Origin of the sequence: Psychrobacter sp. ANT_H59, assembly GCF_008369225.1 — a bacterium.
In the GTDB taxonomy this organism is placed as follows: domain Bacteria; phylum Pseudomonadota; class Gammaproteobacteria; order Pseudomonadales; family Moraxellaceae; genus Psychrobacter; species Psychrobacter cryohalolentis.
In genome coordinates, this window is the sequence record NZ_VOBE01000003.1 from 1 (window position 1) to 21,915 (window position 21,915).

The 21,915-nt window shown below is 40.0% G+C and carries 24 protein-coding genes and 1 pseudogene; 6 read left to right on the top strand and 19 right to left on the bottom strand.

Going from position 1 to position 21,915, the window contains the following annotated elements; all coding sequences use genetic code 11:
- The 3 genes and pseudogenes from FQ083_RS05600 to FQ083_RS12645 all read left to right on the top strand — a co-directional run.
- The coding region (locus FQ083_RS05600; protein ID WP_149409158.1) for a DUF475 domain-containing protein at nt 1-179 on the top strand (179 nt) is incomplete at its 5' end.
- 186 nt (nt 180-365) lie between these two features.
- Entirely contained in the window at nt 366-890 is a 525-nt protein-coding gene (locus tag FQ083_RS05605; RefSeq protein WP_149409159.1) for a TIGR00645 family protein, read from the top strand.
- A 32-nt stretch (nt 891-922) separates the two neighbouring features.
- Nucleotides 923-1,069 (top strand): annotated as a pseudogene (locus FQ083_RS12645) (DUF411 domain-containing protein); the annotation flags it as partial.
- 183 nt (nt 1,070-1,252) lie between these two features.
- Here FQ083_RS12645 and FQ083_RS05610 read toward each other — a convergent pair.
- The 6 genes from FQ083_RS05610 to FQ083_RS05635 all read right to left on the bottom strand — a co-directional run bounded on the left by FQ083_RS05610 (nt 1,253) and on the right by FQ083_RS05635 (nt 7,214).
- On the bottom strand, nt 1,253-1,600 hold the full coding sequence (locus tag FQ083_RS05610; RefSeq protein ID WP_262880865.1) for a hypothetical protein: 348 nt from the start codon (nt 1,598-1,600) through the stop codon (nt 1,253-1,255).
- A 254-nt stretch (nt 1,601-1,854) separates the two neighbouring features.
- The gene (locus FQ083_RS05615; protein ID WP_149409161.1) at nt 1,855-2,310 is read right to left on the bottom strand and encodes a MerR family transcriptional regulator; all 456 of its coding nucleotides are present in this window, start codon (nt 2,308-2,310) and stop codon (nt 1,855-1,857) included.
- A 150-nt stretch (nt 2,311-2,460) separates the two neighbouring features.
- On the bottom strand, nt 2,461-3,006 hold the full coding sequence (locus FQ083_RS05620; protein WP_149409162.1) for a hypothetical protein: 546 nt from the start codon (nt 3,004-3,006) through the stop codon (nt 2,461-2,463).
- A gap of 402 nt (nt 3,007-3,408) precedes the next feature.
- Nucleotides 3,409-4,812: a YjiH family protein gene (locus tag FQ083_RS05625; protein WP_262880867.1), complete on the bottom strand. Its 1,404-nt coding sequence runs from the start codon at nt 4,810-4,812 to the stop codon at nt 3,409-3,411.
- Between the two features lie 86 nt (nt 4,813-4,898).
- Nucleotides 4,899-5,858 (bottom strand): arginase, encoded by a 960-nt coding sequence (locus FQ083_RS05630; protein WP_133105004.1) that lies wholly within the window; start codon nt 5,856-5,858, stop codon nt 4,899-4,901.
- A gap of 252 nt (nt 5,859-6,110) precedes the next feature.
- Nucleotides 6,111-7,214: an ornithine cyclodeaminase gene (locus tag FQ083_RS05635; RefSeq protein WP_149409163.1), complete on the bottom strand. Its 1,104-nt coding sequence runs from the start codon at nt 7,212-7,214 to the stop codon at nt 6,111-6,113.
- 168 nt (nt 7,215-7,382) lie between these two features.
- Between FQ083_RS05635 and FQ083_RS05640 the strand changes: the two genes are divergently transcribed.
- Together FQ083_RS05640 and FQ083_RS12810 are read left to right on the top strand one after the other, a co-directional pair.
- On the top strand, nt 7,383-7,814 hold the full coding sequence (locus FQ083_RS05640) for an Lrp/AsnC family transcriptional regulator (protein WP_020443938.1): 432 nt from the start codon (nt 7,383-7,385) through the stop codon (nt 7,812-7,814).
- Nucleotides 7,815-7,980: 166 nt separating this feature from the next.
- On the top strand, nt 7,981-8,115 hold the full coding sequence (locus FQ083_RS12810) for a transposase (protein WP_011514117.1): 135 nt from the start codon (nt 7,981-7,983) through the stop codon (nt 8,113-8,115).
- Nucleotides 8,116-8,159: 44 nt separating this feature from the next.
- On the opposite strand, the gene FQ083_RS05645 is transcribed toward FQ083_RS12810, so the two are convergent.
- The 13 genes from FQ083_RS05645 to FQ083_RS05705 all read right to left on the bottom strand — a co-directional run bounded on the left by FQ083_RS05645 (nt 8,160) and on the right by FQ083_RS05705 (nt 21,293).
- A complete protein-coding gene (locus tag FQ083_RS05645) occupies nt 8,160-8,834 on the bottom strand; it encodes a glycosyltransferase (RefSeq protein ID WP_149409164.1) in 675 nt (224 codons plus the stop codon).
- Nucleotides 8,835-8,878: 44 nt separating this feature from the next.
- Nucleotides 8,879-9,691, bottom strand: coding sequence for a class I SAM-dependent methyltransferase (locus tag FQ083_RS05650; RefSeq protein ID WP_149409165.1), 813 nt, complete (start codon nt 9,689-9,691; stop codon nt 8,879-8,881).
- Nucleotides 9,675-10,535 (bottom strand): PIG-L deacetylase family protein, encoded by an 861-nt coding sequence (locus FQ083_RS05655; RefSeq protein WP_262880868.1) that lies wholly within the window; start codon nt 10,533-10,535, stop codon nt 9,675-9,677. Before FQ083_RS05655 ends, FQ083_RS05650 begins: the two co-directional genes overlap by 17 nt.
- The gene (locus FQ083_RS05660; protein WP_149409166.1) at nt 10,523-11,611 is read right to left on the bottom strand and encodes an acyl-CoA/acyl-ACP dehydrogenase; all 1,089 of its coding nucleotides are present in this window, start codon (nt 11,609-11,611) and stop codon (nt 10,523-10,525) included. Before FQ083_RS05660 ends, FQ083_RS05655 begins: the two co-directional genes overlap by 13 nt.
- Nucleotides 11,612-11,630: 19 nt before the next feature.
- Nucleotides 11,631-13,232, bottom strand: a complete 1,602-nt coding sequence (locus tag FQ083_RS05665; RefSeq protein ID WP_149409167.1) for a trehalose-6-phosphate synthase — start codon at nt 13,230-13,232, stop codon at nt 11,631-11,633.
- The gene (otsB, locus tag FQ083_RS05670) at nt 13,229-14,110 is read right to left on the bottom strand and encodes a trehalose-phosphatase (RefSeq protein ID WP_149409168.1); all 882 of its coding nucleotides are present in this window, start codon (nt 14,108-14,110) and stop codon (nt 13,229-13,231) included. Before otsB ends, FQ083_RS05665 begins: the two co-directional genes overlap by 4 nt.
- 223 nt (nt 14,111-14,333) lie before the next feature.
- The gene (locus FQ083_RS05675) at nt 14,334-14,651 is read right to left on the bottom strand and encodes a hypothetical protein (RefSeq protein ID WP_149409169.1); all 318 of its coding nucleotides are present in this window, start codon (nt 14,649-14,651) and stop codon (nt 14,334-14,336) included.
- A gap of 64 nt (nt 14,652-14,715) precedes the next feature.
- On the bottom strand, nt 14,716-15,447 hold the full coding sequence (locus FQ083_RS05680; protein ID WP_149409170.1) for a nucleotidyltransferase family protein: 732 nt from the start codon (nt 15,445-15,447) through the stop codon (nt 14,716-14,718).
- A complete protein-coding gene (locus FQ083_RS05685) occupies nt 15,440-16,789 on the bottom strand; it encodes an XdhC family protein (protein WP_149409171.1) in 1,350 nt (449 codons plus the stop codon). Before FQ083_RS05685 ends, FQ083_RS05680 begins: the two co-directional genes overlap by 8 nt.
- 96 nt (nt 16,790-16,885) lie before the next feature.
- Nucleotides 16,886-19,339, bottom strand: a complete 2,454-nt coding sequence (locus FQ083_RS05690; RefSeq protein WP_149409172.1) for a xanthine dehydrogenase family protein molybdopterin-binding subunit — start codon at nt 19,337-19,339, stop codon at nt 16,886-16,888.
- A 2-nt stretch (nt 19,340-19,341) separates the two neighbouring features.
- Complete coding sequence (locus FQ083_RS05695) at nt 19,342-20,334, bottom strand: FAD binding domain-containing protein (protein ID WP_149409173.1); 993 nt, start codon at nt 20,332-20,334, stop codon at nt 19,342-19,344.
- Complete coding sequence (locus tag FQ083_RS05700; RefSeq protein ID WP_149409174.1) at nt 20,331-21,011, bottom strand: 2Fe-2S iron-sulfur cluster-binding protein; 681 nt, start codon at nt 21,009-21,011, stop codon at nt 20,331-20,333. The genes FQ083_RS05695 and FQ083_RS05700 overlap by 4 nt, the downstream gene beginning before the upstream one ends.
- A 138-nt stretch (nt 21,012-21,149) precedes the next feature.
- On the bottom strand, nt 21,150-21,293 hold the full coding sequence (locus FQ083_RS05705; protein WP_262880869.1) for a hypothetical protein: 144 nt from the start codon (nt 21,291-21,293) through the stop codon (nt 21,150-21,152).
- A gap of 294 nt (nt 21,294-21,587) precedes the next feature.
- Here FQ083_RS05705 and FQ083_RS05710 point away from each other — a divergent pair, with 294 nt between their 5' ends.
- Nucleotides 21,588-21,830: a hypothetical protein gene (locus FQ083_RS05710; RefSeq protein WP_149409175.1), complete on the top strand. Its 243-nt coding sequence runs from the start codon at nt 21,588-21,590 to the stop codon at nt 21,828-21,830.
- Nucleotides 21,831-21,915 lie beyond the last annotated feature (85 nt).

Consider the following 21,915-nt stretch of genomic DNA (forward strand, 5'->3'; position numbering starts at 1 on the left):
TCATCTATCTAGAGCATGGTGCGCATTATGCCATTGGTGCCTTGGCAATTATTATGCTGCTATCAGTGAAATTCCATGTACCAGAGATTATTACTGGTTTGATTGGTATTGCCTTTATCGGTTGGGCCTTGCTTGCTTCACTTAAGCATCGCAAGCAACAAGCAAAGGCGATTACTTAGTGTTGATTTTGTCTTACGTTTAAACGCTACGTTCAAATTAATAAAAAGCGCTTTGGTAGAAAATCGTAGTCATGACAGGTTATATCAAGCGATTGGTATGACCTGTCTTCTGTCACGGATTACTTTCTATTGCCTAAGATAAGCATCTTACTTTGTAACGCATATTCCCAAAAACAAGAGATATACATGCTAAAGAAAGCTGAACAAACATTAGAGAAAACTATATTTAATAGTCGTTGGCTACTAGCCCCATTTTATTTGGGGCTAGTGATCGGTATTATTTTACTATTTATCAAGTTTTTCCAAGAACTATGGCACATGATTACCCATGTGTTTACTGCTTCTGAAGCCGATGTCATCGTCGGCACGTTGGCTCTTATTGACATGTCACTGGTCGCAAGCTTATTACTCATCATCATATTTAGTGGCTATGAGATCTTTGTCTCAAAAATTGATACAGGTGATCATGAAGATCGTCCTGAATGGATGGGAAAAATTGATTTCTCTGGTCTGAAACTTAAAGTAATCGGTGCCATCGTTGCCATTTCTGCCATTGATCTTCTCAAATCATTTATGGATATACCCAAAGAGATGAGTGATGCTGATGCTGATGTATTGATGTGGAAAGTGATTATCCATATGACGTTTGTATTATCTGGCTTGTTGTTTGCTTTGATGGATAAGATTGTCGGTGATACCAAAAAGCACTAAAAAATCTTTCAGTACAAAGTGTAGTGACATAATATATGGCACAGTTTTTAGAAAATCCACCCGTACAAGCAATGAGTCTTGTTGTACTGGGTATGCCTGTCGGTAGCCCCAGTATGGAGTATCAAGATAAGTTTGAACCGTATCAGATTATGCAGCGTAATAAGGATAGCATCACCTAAGTCTACGCAGATATTGACTCGGTTCAGCAGAAATGATAGTCGGGTAAATATTTTTCCTATTGTCTGAATCTAATCGCTATAAACCAAGAGTATCCATTCAATTAATTGGTGAATTGAATGGATACTGATCAGAGGTCTTACTCTTTTTATATATAGACTTCATAGCTGTGAATGCCATAATCTTCAACTGGTAATTTTACGAACCAATAAAGTAAGTTTGTCTTTACCATTATCAACTGTAGCTTCCTTATCATAGGCGACGGTCGTTTCATGTTCCGCAACATCATCACCAACTTTAAGAGCCGTAACGACTTTAGCAGTATGTTCATTATAGGGCTTTACTGTCAGGTTATACTGAAACTCAGTGTCAACAGCGATCAATGCCATCTCTTCAGCATTTACAAGCATCATAGGTGAAGCAATTAACTCACCATCTTTAAATACAGAGGTAGAAACTTTATAAGCATCAGCAGCAAAGCATGATCCTGACGCCAATACGGTAGCTACTAACAAACCTGATTTTACTTGCATCTTAATTTCCTTATTTATAATCAATGTAACTATTCGACAATATTTATAGCCCACTAAAAATCTGATATTTCATGCCTTCTATAACGGAAGCGCTATACGTTGAAAGTGACACATTACTTATGTAGCGCAGTCGCTGTCTCTTTTAGCCAAGCAACTGCTTCACTTAGTTAGTTTCTATAGGTTTGACATACATCTGCAGGTATTCACGAAAAAAACAGTCAGTCTTCAAGTTTGTGAAGTTCGGCAAACTTGAATTAAGACGACGTATCATTTGGCAGTAGCTCCGCTATTCGTTTTTGCCATTCATCTTTAGAAAGAAGCGTATTATTATTTGATTTCATTTCTTCTAATACCCTATAACGAGTAGTAAGCTGATTAATGACATTGGTAAGAGCCGCTTGTTCGCTTTTCGCTTGAGCAAGCTTTTCGGAAACGGCAAGCATTCGTTTATCGATACTGAAATTGCCATCGTAATAATCATTAAGACCATCCTTAATTTCATTGAGACTAAAACCGACAGCTTTTATGTTTTTAATTATTTCGATACGCTCAATACATTCAGGATGAAACTCTGTATATAATCGTGACCCTGCCTGACGTTTACGAGATCTCAGCAATCCCAATTCATCGTAATGGCGAATAGTATCTTTAGTCGTATTGGCTTGTTTTGCCAATGCCCCTATCAATAAAAAGGCTGGATCAGATTTCATGTAATAATCTCGAAAAGGTACGTTTGTCTTATTTTAGACAAGTATACCTCAATGAAACCAGTGTAAACCGACTTCTTCTATTCAAAGTTATTTGCCATAACATTTATTATGGCAAGAAGTGCGGTTCACGAGCCATGTCATGGTATTCCTTTATGTAATTTCATAACCATTTTCAATTAATACTTTATAGATTTCTAGAACCTCATCTAGAATCTTTGTAGCCATAGTGTCATCTTTCATCATTTGCCACGGCTTACTAGAGTTTCTCCAATCGAAAGGCTCAAACTTGTCCTTAGCTGGCCACCAGTTAGAACTTTCAAACTGCTTATTTTTAATATTCTCGTTTAGTAATCTATTTATTTTACTTTTATGTTCACTTGCAAATTCAGAATGTCTGAATTTTCCTAAAAATCTTACACCTAAGCTTGGTTTATTATAATAATCTTGAAATTCAAAACAAATAATTCCAATTTTTTCTATACTTCCGAAGCTAAATTTTTCATACTTATTATCTACTTTCATATTTCTTAGAATAATTTTTTGAGGATAGCTTTTAGCATTTAGGTATAAATCTAATTTAAGCTTTCCGACAAACTCTTTTTTCATTTTTTCAACATTATTATGGAAAGCCAGGCTAGCCTCTATAGTATTCTTATTTCGGCTCATAATTTCTAAAGCTGTTTTACACTCATTCATATCTCCAACCTCCGTAAACTGTTTTTTCTTGATACTCGTCTGTGAGGTAATATTGATTTTCTTAGAGACCGCGTCCTTGCGCACATGGTTACCCATTCTTTTTGGGCTGATAATGCTAAAGCTGTCCAAGTTATTTTGCCATATAGCGTCGTATACATTACAGACTGCTCTATTGAGCAAAACGGTGTCTTGGCGCGGATAATAGCAACCAAACTTATGCAGTTGTAGTTGGTCAGATACCTGTTGCACGATGTGTAATTGACCTTGCAAAACGATGATTTTATGAATAGCTTGGTATTGATAGCAAAAGACCACCTTGATAAGTGATCTTTTGCTGCTTATTCTTTTTTTCAGATATTCTTTTTTTCAGATATAGTGCATTCAGTTTTCATGAAACCCCATTTAAAAAATCATATGCGCACATAGTGCAATAATCGGTAATGAAATAATGGTTCTTAATAGAAAGATGATTAACAACTGAAAAAAGCTCACTGGAATTTTTGTGCCTAAAATTAATCCGCCTACTTCAGACATATAGATCAATTGAGAAACTGACAAGCAAGCGATGACAAACCGAGTTAACTCTGATTCTATTGAAGAACCGATAATCGCAGGCAAGAACATATCTGCAAAACCTACCATGATCGTTTTTGACATTTCTACCGCAAAAGGTATATTCAATAGCTCTAAGAATGGGATAAACGGCATGCCTAAATAATCAAATACAGGGGTTTCTTCTGCAACGATTAAACCCATTGTCCCAATTGCCATAACGACAGGCAATATCCCGATCCACATATCTAAAATATTTTTTAACCCATCATTTAAGAAAGTAGAAAAGCTCGGACTCTTTTCTGCTCTGTGAACGGCTTTATGCAAGCTGTGGGTAAATAACGTTTTTCCTTCAGGGATGGTTTCATGATCTCTATCACTATTTTCTACTACATACGTATCGTCAATTTTAGATAAGGGAAATAACCTTGGTACGATTAAGGCACAAACAATCCCGCATAAAGCAACCACGCCAATCATATTGAGAAAGTAAGTTTCTAGCTTGACCTGAGAGATGACAACCAAACAGAATGTAATCGAAACTGCTGAAAAGCTGGTAGCAATAACGGCTGCTTCTTTTTTGGTATAAAATCCGCCTTCCAATTGTTTATCGGTCAATAATACACCAATCGTTCCATCACCCAACCATGATGTTAGACAATCGACAGATGACCTACCGGGCAAACCGAATAGAGGTCTCATTACTTTACTTAATAAAACACCAAAAAACTCTAATAAGCCAAAATCAAGTAGTAATGGTAGCAATAGGCCAGCTAAGAAAAATACGATGAAAAGTATTGGCATTAATTCATATAATATTAAGCCGCCAATATTCTCTGAATATATTGCCTCAAACCCAAATTTAAAATAGGTAACGACAACAAAAAACGCACCAAGCATTCTAATAATAAGCCAAGGGGTTGTGACGTTCAGTAAGTTGTTTAAAAATGCATTATTCAAAATCAATGAAGGCTTCATGATTTTAGTATATAGCGTACAACACAGTGTAATCATAATAGAGATTACAACAAACAATGGCAAAAGGTCACCCATATACCCTTGTATATAATCCTTTAACACAGAGATAGGAATGGTAAACCCTTCTGCATATGATACAAATTTACCATCTACATAGGGAATTGGAAATACAAAGAGCATCAAACCTATTATAGAGGGTATAAAGAATTTCAAAAATTGTCTGATACTGATACTGCTGACAGCTTGACTTGAAGCATTGGCTTTAATAATGTCCATATTATTTTTACTCGCAGTCCATTTTTTAACTAGCATAAATAGATTTTTTTATGCTAGATTCTTTAACTCATTTTAAATAATTTATACTAATAATTATTTAAAAGAGACTGTGTCACTTTTTCTAAAATTTTAAATATTCTGGTTGAGTCATCTTTTGAATTATTATACAAAGGATTGATTTCTGCCATTTCCCAACAGCATACTTTCTTATTCTTGATTAACTCTATGTTAAGTTGCATGGCTTGTTCATATGACAAACCATTCATTGCAGGCGTACCGGTTCCTGGCACATACAAAGGGTCAACGCTATCAACATCAAATGAGACATAGATATGATCACAATATTCCAATTTTTTGAAGATTTCCTCTACTGTGGAACTGATGCCTTTTTGAGTAATCTCAGCAACGCTATATAAAGGGATTTTATGTCTTCTAATTAAATCCATTTCTTCTTCTTGATAATCCCTAACGGCACAAAAGACCACATTTTCTGGCTTGATTGAGGGTTCATCAGATGCCATAAATTTCAATTTTTCCCAATACTCTTTTTCTTTTTCAGAAAGCTCATTGCGCTGGCATTCTAGATTGTCAATGGCACAAGCCATCGCCAAAGGCATGCCATGCATGTTTCCTGATCCACTGGTATATGGTGAATGAAAATCAGCGTGTGCGTCTATATAAACCACACCAATTTCAGCATCAGGATGCGCCATTTTTAGGCCATGCATCGTTCCTGCACAGCTAGAATGATCTCCAGCTAAGACAATTGGGAATTTATTCTCATTTCTTATATCTTTTATTTTGTGTGCTAACTTAGAGATAATCGGTTCAATCACATCAGCATATTTTGCATGCGCAAATTGTGATTCCCCTTCACTGTTGCTATTATCCTCAATACTGTCAAATTGCAATTTTTCAAAATAATCTGCATTAAGTTCTTTTGATGATGCTTTTAATGCATCAATACCTAAAGAGGCGCCTTTTTTATATCCTGCGATATCTGAATAAACTTCTACTATTCTTATATTTTTCATCATATCAGTCATGATTTTGTCTCTATTAAATAAAATAATTTTTACATCATTTAAATTAAATTCATTTTTATATACTAAAGCTCTTGAAAATTAGCAGATAGATTTAAAACAATAAACATATCCATAACTATCCAAGAGCTTTGCTAAATATAGATAAAGTTTAAAAAAATGATGCAGATTTTAAACGCTACACAAAATGAGAAGTGCTTATCATTTTTTTGTATTAATTACTGTTGCATCAATAACCATTGTATTAATCACTTACTACATAGCCGCAGCCATCGATTCAGCTTCATTCGTCACTAGGCTATGATTTTTGCTATGGCCTTTCACTACCGAATATAAGTTTTTAGGGTCAGCTTGCTGAGGTATCAGATCTAAAACCTCATACCCTCCCTGCTCTCTGATCAAGTCACGCAAAAATACCAAAGCTGTAAAGTCTTCTGATGCAAACCCAACGCCATCGAACACGACTAGATCATCATCTGAAGTTCGAGCTTGCACTTCACCTTTGAGAATGCGATGAAATTCAGTAACAGGGAAATCGCTTGATAAATTTTGGATCTCTCCCTCAATGCGTGTTTGAGGCTCAAACTCTACAATCACATGATCTGCGCGCATTAATATGTTGCTATCCAGCTCTGTCTTACCAGGACAATCACCGCCTATCGCATTGATATAAACACCTTTGGTGATTATATCGTCTCGTAAAATAGTGGCATTGGTTTTATCAGCCGTACAGGTAGTAATAATCTCTGCACCTAAAACAGCTTCTTCTAACGTGCGACAAACAATGACTTTCAAACCTGAGTCTGAAAGGTTGTCAGCCGTTTTCTGCGATGCTGCTGGATCAATATCATACAAACGAACTTCTGAGATACCCATGATGGCTTTCATACCCAAGGCTTGAAACTCAGACTGAGCGCCGTTTCCTATTAACGCCAGTTTTGTAACGCCTTTTGGCGCGCAATGTTTGGCCAACATAGCTGATGTGGCAGCCGTACGTAATGCCGTAAGGATACACATTTCTGTCAGCAAAATAGGATAGCCAGTTTCGACGTCAGACAAGATACCCATCGCCGCTACGGTCTGCAAGTTTCGTTTGGTATTGATTGGATGACCATTGACATATTTGCAGGCAAACATTTCTCCATCGCTGACTGGCATCAACTCGATGACACCGTCTTTTGAATGCGAAGCAAAGCGAGAAGATTTTTCAAATTGATCCCAACGAAGATAATCTTGCTCTAAAGCATCCACTAGATCTGTAATGCATTGCTCAACGCCATAATCATGAATCATTTTAGCCATCGCTTGTACACTAACGAATGGCACGCCTTCCTTGGGTGATACGATAAACTTAGACATTAATGCTGTTCCTTTTCATGAATATTGTTTGTTGAACCGACAATTAATATCCTACCAACTATAATTGTCAGTTAAAATGTCAATAAGTTATTAAATATGGACGTATTTTTGACATATTGTTAAGTGCTACTTAGCATAATGTCAAAATTCAATGAAGGAAGCATTTTTATGGCGTATTACACTTATGATTCTTTAGATAGCGAACTGATATCTGAACTTCGACAAGATGGTCGAGCAACCATCTCAAACCTTGCCAAAAAACTCAAAGTCTCTCGTGCCACTATCCAAAACAGATTGGATAGACTGATGCATAACGGCGCTATTTTAGGATTTACGATTCGAGTGCATGAGGCACTAGATAAAGAAACCGTCAAAGCGATGATGATGATTGAAGTAACAGGAAAGTCTACGTCACAAGTGATTAGGAAGTTACGAGGTATCCCGCAACTGATTAAGCTACATACGACCAATGGAGCGTGGGACTTAGTAGCAGAAATACACACCACAAGCCTGAGAGAATTTGATGAAGTGCTGCGTCAAGTCAGAGAGATTGACGGCATTCTTAATAGCGAAACCAGTGTTTTGCTTTCGAGTTTGTAATACAACTATACCCAGAAAAATATGTTCAGCACAGCCTAAGGTTCAATTCCCTAGTGAGGACTTGAATCTTAGGCTGTAGGCTAAGGGTATCAATGGTTTGATGTAGTAGCATAATAAAACTAGACAGCTTCTAAGAGGTTAGATAAACCCGAAGAAGGAAAGTAGTATGACCAACAAACGCGACCAATATATCCAAGAATTCAAACTTAAAGCTATCAGCTTAGTGGTTGATCACCAACGTAAAATACTCGATGTAGCAAACTCACTTGGTATTGGTAGATCAACTGTAGTGATCAAATAATTTAGAACATCTGACCACTACAGTACAGTCTCATATTGCATATCTTAATATATATTGTTTTGTTCTAAACGGGTTAGAAATGCTGCAAAACCTTCGGTTGCTCGAGCCTGTAGTCGGCTACTGGTCATTACACGGACACGATTGCTCCAAGTGATGGCATAGCTTTGAGCCTCAAATCTACTAACCAATTCCACATCCTCATGACAAGGTATAGATGTAAAGCCGCCAACAGCCAGATAAGCCTCACTACTAAAACTTAAATTTGCTCCATGAATATGATGATGTCCCATTCTATCTTGGTAATGAGCGATATAATCCTTTCGAGTTTGTGGTGTTAACCGTGACCAACTGTCAACTTGCACTACGCCGCAAATCATATCTGTCGGCTGGTGGCTAATATGTTCAATCTGCTGTGCCAACCAATCTACAGTTACCATGGAGTCAGCGTCTGTACAGGCAATCCATGTGGCACCATTTGTGATCGCATGACGAATACCAATATCTCTCACCCTTCCCACACATTGATAGTCACAGCATAAGTAATCAATGCCAGCGGCTTTGACGATGGACTGCGTATTATCAGTGCAGCTATCCAACACCACTAGCGGATACGCTTTAATCGTTGAGGACAATTGCTCGATAGCGGTCCGTACTGATGCCAAGCATTTAGCGATGGTCATTGCCTCATTATGAGCGGGAATCACAATGCCAATTTTCATAGCCTATTCACCTCTCTACTCAGTTTTTTAAAACTTACACCCTGTTATATCAAGTTTTCTTGCATGGCTACCGAGCTTGGAGAACGTTGCCAAATATCTAATAAGAAATCATTGTCTATCACTTGGCTTTGATGATTGAATGCAACCTGATGCTTCTCATTATTTGCAAAACTAAAGGCATGGTGCAGGCGCTGATGTACGGTTTCACCTGTCATAGCAAAGCCATCAATAGCATAGCGCCAATGACAGCATAGCAACGTACCGCCTATAGCAAGATTTTGCTGAGTCCAAGCGATCACTATATCAACATCATTGGGTGATAAATAATATAAAATCTCACTAATGACAATTAAATCAAAGGCTGGCTCTATAAAGGCTGGCTCTATAGTAGGTGTATCGTTTGATAAAGGATAAGCCTCTATAATTGCCTCTCTTAAATTTAATAATCTATTAGGAACCACACCTTGAATAACCTTAACATGAGACAATTCTGCCAAGCGCTCTTTCGCAAGTTGCACTGCCCGTTCATTACCATCGATACTCACTAATGCCCGACAACGTTGAGCTAATAACTCACTAAGTACGCCGTTTCCGCAGCCCATTTCAATGGCATTGTCATATTGAGATTGGGGCAGTATTGCTAGACAAATATCACGTTTTCGTTTTTCATACCAGCGAGTTTGATACTGCCATGGGTCCGTATTGTCATTATATAATGCGTCAAAATACGATTCTGAATAAGCAGAGGTTTGGCACTTAGTAGCAGAATTATCGTCTAAGACAGTTTTATCATAATCTAAACTATCGACTAAGTTATCGGTATTCATCAATGGCTTAGGTTCAGAGGTGTGATTCATATAAATAAACCTCCCAAGGTTGGCTGATTCTAGCGATCGTTTGCGCGGATAAAATAGGCGGATTGCCCGTACTGTCATCAGCAGTGATTTGACTTTCAAAGCAGGCAATGGCCTTTATTTTACGCTGTAGCTGCTCAGTGGTTAAGTCGACTCTTTTGGCACAGTGCCAAGGAATACGGCTATCCGCAGGTTTTGCCCAATGCCATGCCCAAATCAACACTTGATAACAGGCTAAATGATGATGCTTGGCAAATGAGACTACCACTTGTCCAGTTGCTTCATGGTCAGGATGCCCGTCGTGCATAAAAGGCGTTATTAAAATATCGTTAGGTTGAATAATGGTGGATAGTTCCTGGTGAAACTGATCTTGTTGGGCAAAGACATTACCATCTGTTAAGTCTAAAGCAATAGTCATAACTTGATGGGCCACACTCAATACTTCTAGCGCTTTAACACTTTCTTGTGGACGGATGATATTAAGTTTTTCTTGTGTATAGATTGTCGAGTTTGGATGACTTTGCGTGCCGTTGGTCACGTGAATAAGAAGGATAGGATTGCCATTCGCCGCCAGTTGTTGCAACAGACCGCCACAGCCTAGCACTTCATCATCAGGATGTGGGGCGAAGATACAGACACGCTGATGCGGGGCAAAGCTTTTTGCAATATCAAATCGAGGCATGTCTTGCAGTCCTGACCAGTTTTTCCAGGCATCTTGACTGGTGCCATCGCCTTCAATAACACGGTCACCTACAATCGGATGGTTGCCTTTAGGAAAAGCAACATGGGTAGCAGCATTATCTTTGGTGGCAGGTTCTACAGCCTTATTAGATATTATAGTTGCCATATATTGTCCTGCCCATCAGTTAAGTCATTGGCTAAAATACCAGTTAATTCGCCAATTTTCTGTAAGTCAAAAGCGCCATGACTTTGGCAGATAAACACGGGCAGATCGGCTGACAATCTTGCAAAATGAGCATTGCGACAAAATGGTGCTGCTCCCAATGCCTGCCCGACAACCTCCATTACTTGGCGAGCAACTTTCTCAACTTGTAATCTTAGCTGGCGTATGGCAAGTTCATGACTCAGCTGTGGCTGACTATCTATTAAATCAGCAACATAATGAAAATACTGCTGAGTGACTGCCAATGCCGTACTAATTTGACCCAAATACATCGCTTTATAATCGTTTGGTTTTTGCTCATAGGCGCTGATTAAATAGTCTGCTAGATAAGCGGTTGCCCCATACCAGCAAGCAGCAACGCCCGCCGCCCCATGCCAAAACCCCACACGTTCTAGATAAGCATTGGCTGTCCCAACTTGATTGGCTGTCACCTTACAAAACTGTAAAGTCGCTGTATCAGTGGCTTGCATCCCTATCGCCCGCCATTCCTCATTATCAATCTCAATGCCAGTTTGCTGCATATCTACAATAAGTAATTGCGATTGTCCGTTCTTATCACGATAGGTCATTAGCGCGCGATCAACAATGTTGGCTCCGGAACACCACTCTTTTGTACCGCTGATTTTACCCTGCTGATAATGAATAGGATCGGAGTGACCCTCTGCTGCCCAAACAGCCCACAACCCTTGATCCGCTTTAGCATAGCCCACCTCATATAAAATGCTTAGCGCATCCAAGTGCGACTCAAACCATTTTGCAATCGTTAAATCGATTCCTGCAACGTAGGCCAAGATCTGCCAACGGATCAATGTGCTTGATATTGCACCATTTACATTGGTAGCACCACTTGCCGGATGCGGGACTTTCTCGCTATAGGTGATTAAGGCTTTTAGAATGTCATGACGTAATGCATCAGTTAAGCCAAGCGTCCTAATGGTTTGATTATCAGTATGTATGATATTGTCTATACTGGCTTTAATCTCTGATAATAAAGGATTTTTTGCATCTAACGGTAGCATAAGGGTCTCCTGATCGTTCTTATGAGTCAGACATTTGGACTGTGACAGGTTTCAAAATATCTGTTTGTCGCCTTTTAACATCATACAGATCATCTAAAAAACTCTGCTGCCAAGCTTGCAAGTTATCTTTTTGCAGTCCTTGCAGTAGCGATTGATAGCGCGACTGCCGCTCACCTAATGGCATCGTCAGAGCAATGCTTAAACCTTCTGTCATACTTTTTGGTTGATGTGGGTCGATAATGACTGCGGCTTGCATTTGCGCCGCTGCCCCAGCGTAACGTGAGAGCAATAGCACACCAGGATTATCAGGGTTTTGCGCTGCAATATACTCTTTGGCAACCAGATTCATACCATCTTTGAGCGAATTGACCCAGCCGATATCACTCTGCCAGAACATCGTCATTAGTGTCTCGTGACTTATTACGCTTTCGTCATAGTTGATAGCTTGCCAAGTATCTGTAGAAGCATCTTTTGTATATTTACTAGGCAAAAACTGCTGATTAATATCATTAACAGCAGTTTTAACATCATGATGAAGTCGTTGATAAGCAGGCACATCTAAGCGACTAGGACAGGCGATTTGTAATAATTTCAGTTGATTCTGATAAGACGGATTTTGCTGTAAAAAATTGCGATATGCCGAAAAACGCTTTAACAAACCCTTTGAGTAATCAATTCTATCTACTGCAATAATCTGCTGGGCAAGAGACTTTATGCTTTTTTTGCTCTGATGGGCTTTGACGGCTTGTACTGAGCACTGCGAAGACAAATGGCTAACCTGTTGTTGGATTCTCTCTACATTCACACCGATTGGATAAGCATTAACCATTAAAGAATGCTGGGATTTTAAATCTAAATTGAGCAGTAACTGCACATCAGATGATTTGTATAGACTAGCAGCATGTTTGTCGTGTAAAACATTTATTGGTGAGAGCTCTAAAGAACATACTGCTAAAATCTTATCTGTTAAATAATATCTGCAAACCGCAATACAGTTGGCTCTATCTTGATGAGTTTGTGTACCAAGTACGTCATAATGAGCAAGGTGCCTAATGAGCTCATCGCTTTTATCAAGCGATTGCCAAAATGGCAATGAGACAAATGGTATGTGTAAAAAAAATCCGATACGATTGTGAATACCCAACTGCCTACAATGATATGCCACACTTAAAAAGTGATAATCATGAACCCAAATCACATCATCAGGCTTAATAATCTTCTTTAATTGCTTAGCAAAAAGACGGTTTACCTCTTGATAGCCTGTGTAATCCTCTGGTGTTTCATGAATTAAATCAGGTCGCTCATGTAATAATGGCCACAATACATTATTGGCAAATCCACAGTAAAACTGCTGATATTGCTTAGTCGTAAAAGCAGTGGTCATATAAGTAATAGAGGTCTTACCCTGTGATATATCTATGCCTGATAAGACGGCTTGTTTGGTAATACTAAATTCATTAGAGAAATCATCATCAAGTATATTAACGATTTCACCATTCCAGCCCATCCAAATGACTGATTTTTCCATTAATACGTCTTGCAGTGCTATCGCCAGTCCGCCTGCCATTGGATTTTTATCAGGCATTTTAACCCGATTAGACAAGACGATTAAGCGGCTCATATCACCTGCCTCACTGTTTCTTTTTCTAGCATTGAATGCTCTTGGCAAAAGCTTAAAAAGCTATTCAGTAACATGGTGACCTCATGAGTATTACGTACATAGTAATTGGCATGCGTAGCCTCACTACCAACCTTAATCCCCATTCCTTTTAATGGCTGTGGTTGACTGACTATTATTTGATTTTCACCTTGTACAGCCACAAACCCTGCTTCATCCGTAATATCATCACCGATAAAAATAGGGAGCATATTATTACTACTCTGCATTCTTTTTAATAAAGTCAGAATTGCGCTACCTTTATCCACTCCTTTTGGCACTACCTCCCAAACATATTTACCGGATTTTAATGTCCAGTTAGCATGAGTTTTTAAGGTTTTTACCATGATGGTATAAGCTGCATCAGCCAAAACAGGGTTATTTCGGAAATGGAGGGCGACAGAATAGGGTTTATCTTCTACGGTGAAGTCATCAAAGGGAATGCAAGATTGGATAATAGACTTTCTTATTACAGCAAGTTCCATGATGTCAACAGATACAGCATGTGTCTCATTATGGTCACTGATATCATCAAACGCTATTTCTAGTCCATGCGTTGCGGCAATCGGTAATGTTAAAGGAGACAGCATTTGCCTTGCTTCAGCCAAACTGCGTCCTGTTACGACAGCAAGTTTTACACCATGGCTTTGTATTTTTTGTAGAAGAATTAAGGTTGATGTTGGGATAACGCTGTCTTTTGGATTCAGTGTGAAATCAGCTAACGTACCATCTATATCTAGAAACAAATAATAATTTTGCTGAGGGCATAAATAGTCAGCAAAGTTTTTTGGTAGAATATAGATAGGTCGCCTATTTATGCTGGGATTTCTTCCTGAAGTCACGTTTCTTCCCTCTTAGTATGAGACCATTTTTCGCTCTAACACCACCTAAGTTTGAAATAATTTAGCTGCTAAGAGTTACTGCCGTTTTTAATATAGATCTATAGGAAGGCCGCTACTAAGCAACTAAATCTAATAAGAAGTGTGCCATAGCTCCAGTAAAAATCTAGTGGCCAGAGTGTGCTGTTTGACGTGATTTCTGTAACTCATTGAACACGGTTGCCATTTATAGCAGGCCGCTATACATTGTATGTAATTCAATGGCGCTTAGCTTTTCGCGTAGTGCGCTCATTTGTAACTTGCAGCTCTTGTAATAGGCTACTTTCTCTTTATCCTCTAAGCTGTCTTGATAAGTAAAATCGTCCAATAGCATTAAACAATTTGTAATTAACTTGAGATTATTTAATGATAGATCCTCATACTTACCCAAAGTATGCGACTTGATTTTTGAGCGTAATTCACATAATCCCAAATTACTGTCTTGATAATATTTTTTAATCAGTTCGTCCCTTGATTCTACGCTACTCTTATCATTTTCTTTCATCGCAATCCTCAAACTATATACTCCTGTGCTTATAACTACCCATTTTTTTATAAATGACTAAACATCAAGAATCAAGCCAGTGCTGTTGTCTGGCATAAAAAAGCTGTTTGGGCGTATCGATATCATAGCTAAGTTGATGGTTTATGACCATACTTAACTGATTGGGCGGTAAGGCTCTAATCAAATAGCGCAGACCTTTATCCCCTCTCAGTGCTGGTTGCCATTGTTTGAGACGCTCAACATTAATAACTATCGGAAGACCAATGATATTATTCTTACCTGTATCAGTAGAAGACGCTTTATCTAGATATTGATAACGACTAGCGACCACTGTGCTTTTGAACGCTAATAATTCTTTCAAATGCTCACTATCTAACAATACTTGATCGACCCCCATGATTAACACCCGATTAATCAATGAGACTTTCAAGTTAGTTAGAGCTTCAATACCAAGAGACAAGCTATGCGCCATACCCGTTTTAGGTATTAAATTAATCACGGTATAGATTATTGGATTTTGACGGACCAACCCATTAATCTCATCAGTGATTGCTGGTTGATCTTGAGGAAGGACAACAATAACGGCAAGAGGCTTTGTGGCTAATGCTATTTTAGTCATATAACAGATAAGCGGTTCGCCATGCTTGATGAGCAGTTGCTTAGATTGACCAAGACGCTGGCTCAGACCACTTGCCAAGATAATAACAGCGTGGTTTTGTTCATTATTTTCTGTACTGCTAGGCAATGGGGTTTTCGTTGGTAAAATAGAATGACTAGTATCAACATCGCTAGTCATGGGCGTAATCATTTTTATAGGTATTGAAGCCTGATTGCTCTGAGGTTTGAATAGTATATTGGCTATTTGGAAGTGATGTTTGCGGCGCGTGTCCATAAATCACGGCGCTCATTTGTGCCATGATACTAAGTGCCAATGCTTCAGGTCCATCCCCACCCAACTTATAACCGATAGGATAATGCAGTTTACGAATACCATCAGCTAAAATATGTGGGTTAGCACTTGTCTCACTAATTTCTTTGATTAAACGCTCAGTACGATAGCGAGGTCCCAGTTGTCCAAGATAACGATATTGAGCAGAATGCTCTAGTAGTATGGCTAGTCGGGCGCGGTCTTGGGCCAGACTATGAGACATCACAGCAACGGCGGCGCCAGCACTGAGATTGAGCAATGTTTCACTATCATCCAAAGCCACGCACAGTACTGAGTCTGATTGGCTAAAGCGCAGACGTGTTGCATATTGGGGTCGACTGTCTATGACGGTGACATGCCAATCCTGTAACTTTGCCATTGTCACCAGCGGTACAACATCATTACCTGCCCCGCAAATCAGTAATCGTGTCTGTGGGTAAATCCGCTGCAATAACCACTCACTCTCATGCTTCCGATCACATGTAGCTTGTAATTCTAAATCGCCCATTAGCTTCATATATTCAGCATTTTTTTTATGAAACTTATGGTTTGATAGTTTTTGAATGGTATTTAACAACATATCATCTATAAACGTATTCGAATCGCTTATCATGTTGCGGTTCAAATATACATCAGCCAGACTTCCCGTTTTTAAATACTGATTTAAATAAATACGGGTACCAACTTTCATTTCTGGCACTTTAATTTTTGCACTATCCGACCTAATAAGCGTAGCAATGGTTGCTGGCTGTTGAGTGTGACGAACCTGACGGATGAGATCAAGTAATGGTATCGCTGTCGCTAAATGCTCAAATAAGACATGTATTCGTCCATTACAACCCAAGCCAAAATTGAGCTCACCGTATAAAAAATCGTCTTCAGACATATCCTCATCTTTGACAGTAATGCCTTCTTCTACAACAGTTGAATCAGGATCGCCATTGTTGAGATATCTAATATCATCCCCTGTCTGGTAAACTTGTACATTCGCGCCATGACGGGTCAGCCAAAATGCACGTTTGATAATATGCGGCTCAAGGCAGCCGCCGCTAATCATCCCAACCGAACGTCCATCGGCGCAGATAAGCATCATCGCACCTGGTTTCCGATACGCCGAGCCTTCTGTACGAACTACGGTAGCTAATACAGCATCGATGTTTTGTTGTATCGCTTGCGCAGCAAGGTCAAGGATATCAGCAGCTTGATTCATAATGTTCCTTATAGGCTTATCAGTAAGCTTAGAGAATAAGCTAAAAAACCCGCTGTTTAATCGGGTTTTTTTAAGCAAAACAGTATTTGATAAGAATCAATCTGGCAGTTGGTCAATAAGCTTATCTAGAGTAATGGGGAAGTCTCGAACCCGGATACCGACTGCATTATAGATAGCATTTGCAATCGCTGCTGCTGCGCCTGAAATTGCTGTTTCGCCAATCCCTTTGATATGCATTGGGTTGGTATAACGATCATCTTCTTCTAGCAAAATGACATCCAGTTGCGGTACGTCAGCATTGACAGGAATATGATATTCAGAAAGATCATGATTACATAAGCGCCCGTCATGCTTATCATGAATAACTTCTTCCATCAACGCCGAACCTATGCCAAAAACCATACCACCATAGCACTGTGAAGTAGCAGTTTTGTGATTGAGGATACGCCCTGCGGCAAATACTCCCGTCATACGCTTGACTCGAATCTCACCCGTCACTCGGTGCACAGCGACTTCCGCAAAATTGGCACCGAATGAAGATTGGCGATGGGTTTTTTCATTTTTACCCGGTTTAATCTTGCCTTTAGCACTTAACTTTTGGTCGTCATATTGCGCGATAATATCGGCTAGTGAATAACTATTATGGCCACTAAAATCATATCTGCTTTGTTTAGCCTCCTGCTTCTCCGGCAAGCGTTCCAATATAGATTTAGGGAGAGGCACGCTCGTTTTTTCTGCTAACTTCTCTACAAGTTCAATGGAGACATCCTTACCAGATTCAATGATAGTCTCTGTTACTGTAACTTCATGCTCTCCTATTTCGCTGATCTGACCGTCATTTAGCTGGATAGTATCGAAATATAGTCCGACTTTGTCTGCCAGCATTTCACGCAATTGCTGACACGCCAGATAAATACTGCTACCTGAGCTTGCCGCACCCATGCTACCGCCTGAACCAACGGCTGGCGGCATACTGGTATCCCCAAGTTTCATCTCAATATGGTCAACCGGTAGACCAAGTAGGTCAGCAGCAATTTGGGTAAATACGGTATAAGAGCCCGTACCAATATCGGTCATATCTGTTTCAATAATGGCTTTGACCCCAAGATTTTTTGAGTCATCAACTTGTAGGGTTGCTCTTGCTTCAGAAAGCTTTAACTGATTACCACGGGCAGCGGCAGCCATACCGATACCCAACCACCAGTCTCCTTCTAAGCACTTAGCAGGCATTTTATTGCGCTTCTCCCAACCAAACTGCTCAGCCCCTTTTTCCATACAGGCGATCAGCTGCCGAGTTGAAAAAGGGATTTCTTTACTAGGATCTTGTTGGGGTTCATTACGGCGGCGCAGCTCTATAGGATCCATATCTAATTGAATGGCCAACTCGTCCATTGCACATTCAACAGCAATTAACCCCACCGCTTCCCCAGGAGCGCGCATAGAACCTGATAGCACTTTATTGACATCAACCATCTGATATTCAACCTGACGATTTTCACCGCGGTATAGATAGTGAGTAGACAGCGCTGCAGGCTCAAAGAAGCTCTCACCGGGTAAGTTACTAGTAATAGTATTATGGATAAAAGTATTAATAATACCGTTTTTATTACAGCCGATGCCAATCCGTTGACGCGTATCTGAGCGCCTTATGGTGGTTTCCATGACTTGCGGGCGAGTCATCACAATCAATACCGGACGCTTTAGCTCTTTTGCAGAAATGGCTGCGGCAATCGATTCGGGTGCAATGCCAAGTTTACTGCCAAAACCGCCACCAACGTAATGAGCAATCAGTTGTACATTATCTGGATCCAAATTTAAGGCATCCGCCACTTGTTGTTTGCAAGATGACAACATCTGATTGGCCGTATACAAGACTAACTTTTCATCCTCCCAATAAGCCAATGTAGCATGTGGCTCCATGGGCGAACTACTCTGGCTTGGCGTATGATAAATCTGATCAAACGAAACCTCAGACTCTTTAAGTCCTTGCTCTGGGTAGCCCTGCTTATAATTCTTGTCCGAGCCTTTTTTTTCATCAACCGAATGCGCATTTCCCAATGCTGAGCTGAAATCTATCACAGCATTTGCTGTTTCATCTTCATAAGTCACCTTGAGGGCTTTTGCGCCTTCGGTAGCCGCTTCAAAGGTTTCAGCGATTACGGCAGCTATTGGCTGACCATGGTAAAAAATCTCAGCGACGCCTTGAGTGGGTGCTTTTTTCTCTCCGCCTTGCTGAGCATTACGCAAAAAATGCTCGGGATCAGTAACCACTTTAATAATACCTGGAATCGCCTCTACTGCATGGCTATCGATGTGCTTCACCTTGCCTTTAGCAATGGTCGCACCAACTAAGACGCCGTAAACCTGTCCTTCAATATAAAATTCTGCGCTATAAGTCGCTTGTCCACTGACTTTCAAGGAACCGTCTACACGGTTGATAGGTTTACCAACCAATTGACTGGCAGTTTTATCAAAAAGAGTATCAACTGGGTTATCCATGGTCAGTTTTTTTGTGGGTTCTGATGGCAGTACTGCGTCCAATAGTGACATGATTATGCTCCCTTACCCGTTAGTGCGCGCTCAATAACTTGCTTTAACAAGCGACGCGTCAGCGGTATCTTAAAATCGTTCTGACCATTACCCTTGGCATCTTTTAATAGCAAATCTGCCGCTTGCGAAATAATGTCGACATTACCGTCTGTACCTATCAGTAATGCTTCAACCGCTTCATTACGCCAAGGCTTAGTGCCAATACCACCAAATGCCAAACGTACCGTTTCTAATTTTCCTTGATTATTGACGTTTATTACGGCCGCGCATGACACTAAAGCAAAGGCGTAAGAGGCGCGATCACGAACTTTGTCATAAGTGTGCATGCCTTTCACTGGAGCTGGGAGAACAATATGAGTAATCAGCTCCCCTGTCTCTAAGACAGTTTCGATATTTGGCGTGTCTTTTGGCAAGCAATAGAAGTCTTTAATCGGAATCTGGCGCGAGGTGCCGTCTGCTTTGAGCGTCTCAATAGTGGCATCGAGTAAGCGCATCGCTACCGCCATATCTGATGGGTGCTGAGCAATACAATCATCACTTGTTCCTAAGACAGCAAGCGGACGATTTTCACCTTTAATAGCGGGGCAACCAGAACCAGGATTGCGTTTATTACAAGGACTATCGGGCTGATAAAAGTAGTAACAACGGGTGCGTTGTAATAGGTTGCCGCCTGTAGTGGCTCTGTTGCGCAATTGACCTGTCGCTCCGGCTAAAATTGCTCGAGAGAGTACAGGATAGTTTGCAATCACAGTGGGATACGCCGCTAAATCACTGTTCGTCACCAGCGTGCCGATGCGTAATCCACCATCAGCGGTAGTCTCTATTTGTTGCAGCTCCAAGCGCGTAATATCAACCAATTTTTGAGGAGTCTCAATCTCAATCTTCATTAAATCTAGTAAATTGGTGCCACCGGCAATAAAAGATGCATCCTCAGGCGTGGCAAACATCACGGCTTGTTGCGGTTCAAGGGCACGGATATATTCAAAGCGTTTCATGAACGTTCTCCCTTAGCACTGGCAGCATTGGGAACATTAGCAGTTTGCTTTACCATTGAATGACCGCCAATTTGTGCCTCGCTAGGCGGCGGCGACCAAATACCACTAATAGCTACATCAGCTGGGCTATTATTAGGCGCATCGTCGGTCACTGAAGAAGAGTTTGATACTTGCTTTTCAAGTACCTGTGAGATGGCTCTGATAATATTAGGATAGGCTGAACAGCGACAGATATTGCCACTCATGCGCTCAGCAATTTCTTGTACTAACAGTCCATTAGGATTTTGCAGATCAGTAGTTACATGACTTGGCCACTGTTGTTTGATTTCCTCTATCAATGCCGTTGCAGAACAAATTTGTCCCGGCGTGCAATAGCCACATTGAAACGCATCATGATCTTTAAAAGCCTGTTGCAATTCTGATAGCGATTCAGGTAGTCCGATACCTTCAATGGTGGTAATCTCATCACCATCGTGCATGACCGCTAATGTCAAACAAGAATTGATTCGTCGACCATTAATAATCATAGTACAAGCGCCGCATTGCCCATGATCGCAGCCTTTTTTTGGTCCTGTGATATGTAGATGGTGACGACATACATCCAGCAATGTCGTTCGCGGGTCAAGATTATCGAACTCATAATCCTGCTGATTAATCGTTAACATTAAATTAGACATGCTGGCTTCTCGCTGGCAAAAGATAATAAAATATTAGATTAGGTCTTGTAACTAGTCTATAGATTAAATGTTAACTGTTAACTACATTCAGTTATTGCTGTTGTATTTTTCGGGATCATGAGATTTTGGTAATTTGAACTACGAACCCATAAAGCGCGCAGTTCGACTAATTTCCGACTGCGCTACTTGTTCAGGTGATCCTTGCGCTACAATTTTTCCACCTTCATCACCAGCGCCCTGACCGATATCAATAATCCACTCGCTACTTATGGCAACCTGCATATCGTGCTCAACCATAATAACGGTATTGCCAGTGTCAACAAGAACCTTACAATCACCTAGTTAGCTTTATCAGTACCAGTCAAAATACAAGAATGTCGTATCTCTAAAGAAAATTGGAGCAGTTAGTAACAGTCGTAACCTTTCGTCAAGTTTCATAAAGCTACGCAACGTCATAATCCTTTATCATTTCCTTTGTCGACAGAATAAGGCTTCATCAAGACATTTTGTTTGATGGTAAGTTTTGCTTCTTAATCAATAATTCATGTTTGAATACGAATTTAGAAGGAAATGATAATGAAAAATACAATGATAAGCGCTATTGTAGCTGCTACCGTTTGTTTTGCTATGATTGGTCAAGCAAGTGCTGCACCCGCGCCGCATGTTGCAAAACATCATGTTACCCATACAAAGCAACATAAAGCTCCTCAGAAAGTAATAGTTAAAAAAGTTGCACATAAGAAGGTTGCACATAAGAGAGTTGTGGCTCAACACCATAAACCTGCACCTAAAGTCGTATATGTTCAAAACCGTCGTTAATTAGCATACATTTAATGGTATTATCTGATGAAAAATAGCTCCTAGTTAGGAGCTATTTTTTATTGTGTTATAGGTTGTAATTTCA